The sequence below is a fragment of the Plasticicumulans sp. genome, assembly GCF_035331805.1.
In the GTDB taxonomy this organism is placed as follows: Bacteria; Pseudomonadota; Gammaproteobacteria; order Competibacterales; family Competibacteraceae; genus Plasticicumulans.
In genome coordinates this window covers 1-2,588 of record NZ_DAOLKE010000439.1, presented here as the reverse complement: position 1 = coordinate 2,588, position 2,588 = coordinate 1, and the positions used below count along the sequence as shown (strand labels likewise).

The following is a 2,588-nucleotide window of genomic DNA, read 5'->3' as shown; positions in this document are numbered from 1 at the left end:
GTCGGCCAGCCGGTCGAGGTCGGCTTCGCGGCGTGCCGCGGCGTCGAAGGGGGCGGCGTCTGCCGGCGCGCCCGCCCAGCGCAACAGTGCGGCCAGCGCTGCCGGTTCGTCGAACAGTCCGTGGCAGTAGGTGGCGAGGATCTGGCCGTCTTCGGAAAGCGCGCCGTCGGCTGCGCCGGCCAGCGTCGCAGCCGGGCGCGCCAGCGCCGGACCGGTGGTCACGCCCATGTGTATCTCGTAGCCGCGGACGGCCGGCCGGCCGGGCAGGTTCAGCGTTCCGACGACGTTCTTCAGTTGCTTCTCGCTGGCCAGCGTCGTCGTGCAGTCGAGCAGGCCCAGACCGGCGGCGCTGCCCGGCTCGCCCTCGATTCCCAGCGGGTCGTGCAAGTGACGGCCGAGCATCTGGTAGCCGCCGCAGATGGCGATCAAGCGGCCGGCGTAGCGCAAGTGGCGGCGGATCGCCGCTTCCCAGCCGTTCGCGCGCAGCCAGGCGAGGTCGGCCTGCACCGCCTTCGATCCCGGGAGGACGATCAGGTCGGCGGCTGGCGGCGTCTCGCCCGGGCCGACGAAGCGGAAATCGACCGCCGGGTGGAAGCGCAGCGGGTCGAGGTCGTTGTGGTTGGCGATGCGCGGGAAGGCCGGCGCGATCGCCTGCAGGCGGGCCGCCGGCTTGGCCGTCTCGGCGCGCGGCAGCGCGTCCTCGGCGTCCAGGTAGAGCCCGTGCAGGTAGGGCAGAACGCCGAGCACCGGCTTGCCGGTGCGCTGCTCGAGCCAGTCGAGCCCGGATTCGAGCAAGCGGAGGTCGCCGCGGAAACGATTGATGACAAATCCCCGGATGCGCGCCTGCTCGGAGGGCGAGAGCAGTTCCAGCGTGCCGACGAGGTGCGCGAAGACGCCGCCGCGATCGATGTCGGCGATCAGGATCACCGGGCAGTCGACGACCTCGGCGAAGCCCATGTTGGCGATGTCGCGGTCGCGCAGGTTGATTTCGGCCGGGCTGCCCGCGCCCTCGATCAGCACGCAGGCGTACTGCGCGCACAAGCGCTGGTACGATTCGAGCACCGCGGCGAGCGCGCGCGGCTTGTACTCGTGGTAGGCGATCGCGTCCAGACTGTCGAGTGCCTTGCCGTGGATGATCACCTGCGCCTGCCGGTCGCTGTTCGGCTTGAGCAGCACCGGGTTGAAGTCGCTATGCGGTGGCAGACCGGCGGCGAGCGCCTGCAGCGCCTGGGCGCGGCCGATCTCGCCGCCGTCGACGGTGACCGCCGAATTGAGCGCCATGTTCTGCGGCTTGAACGGCGCGACGCGCACGCCGCGGCGTTTCAGGATGCGGCACAGCGCGGCAACCAGCGTGCTCTTGCCGGCGTCGGAAGTGCAGCCCTGGACCATCAGCGCCGGTGTACCGGCAGGCGGGGAGCTTGGTGTTGCCATGGAGTGGCGTTCGCGGGATCGGCACAAGCGTCGGAGGCCGCATTCTCGCACGCGGCGGCCGCTTCGTTTCGGTGCCGGCCGCTGCGGCGCGCTAAAATCCGTCGGCGCGTCGCTGATCGGGCGTTCCGGCCCTGGCCGGCGGCCCGTCCGGTGCGCACTCGTCGGCCACGATCGTCTTCACCGCTTGCCCAAGGAACCCCATGATCGGCAAAGCAACACCGCGCAGCCGCTGGCTGTGCCGCAGCGTCCTGCGCGCGCTCGCGCTGCTCGGCTGCGCAGCGGCGATCGCTGCCGGCGCCGAAGTCAGTGTGCGCGACGACCTCGGCCAGACGGTCAGGCTGGCGCAGCCGGCGCAGCGTATCGTCAGTCTGGCGCCGCACCTGACCGAGACGCTGTTCGCCGCCGGCGCTGGCGAACGGATCGTCGGCACGGTCGATTACAGCAATTACCCGGAAGCGGCGAAGAAGATCGCGCGCGTCGGCAGCTATGCACGGCTCGATCTGGAAGCTGTGGCGGCGCTCAAGCCCGACCTCGTCGTCGGCTGGCAGTCGGGCAACGCGACGGCCAATCTCGACAAGCTGCACGGGCTAGGCTACACGCTCTACGTCTCGCAGCCGAACCGCATCGAAGACGTGGCCAGCGAGATCGAGCGTCTGGGCACGCTCGCCGGCACGCAGGGCGTGGCGAGCGTCACCGCGCAGCGCTTCCGCCAGCGGCTTGCCGCACTGCGGACGCAGTATTCAGGCAAAGCAAGTGTGCGCACCTTCTACCAGATCTGGAAGCAGCCGCTGATGACCGTCGGCCGCAGTCAGATCATCTCGGACGCCATTCACCTGTGCGGCGGCGAGAACGTTTTCGGCACGCTGGAAGCGATGGCGGCGAGCGTCACGGTCGAAGCGGTGATCGCCAGCAACCCGGAGGCGATCGTCGCCAGCGGCATGGGCGAGGCGCGTCCGGAATGGCTAGACGACTGGAAGAAATGGCCGCGCATCACCGCGGTGCAGCGCGACAACCTGTTCTTCGTTCCGCCCGACCTGATCCAGCGCCACACGCCGCGCCTGCTCGAAGGCGCCGGGCAACTCTGCCGGCATCTCGAACAGGCGCGCCAGCGCCGCCGCTGAGTCGGCCGCCGGCCTTCAGCGCGGCGGCGGGCGGTA

2 protein-coding genes are annotated in these 2,588 nt (G+C 70.4%); one reads left to right on the top strand and one right to left on the bottom strand.

All coding sequences use genetic code 11. The features are described from left to right. Positions 1-1,389, bottom strand: a 1,389-nt coding sequence (locus PKE44_RS18080) for a cobyric acid synthase (protein ID WP_324554026.1), incomplete at its 3' end; no start/stop codon positions are given. Positions 1,390-1,631: 242 nt separating this feature from the next. Here PKE44_RS18080 and PKE44_RS18075 point away from each other — a divergent pair. Then, entirely contained in the window at positions 1,632-2,552 is a 921-nt protein-coding gene (locus PKE44_RS18075; protein ID WP_311099066.1) for a cobalamin-binding protein, read from the top strand. Positions 2,553-2,588 lie beyond the last annotated feature (36 nt).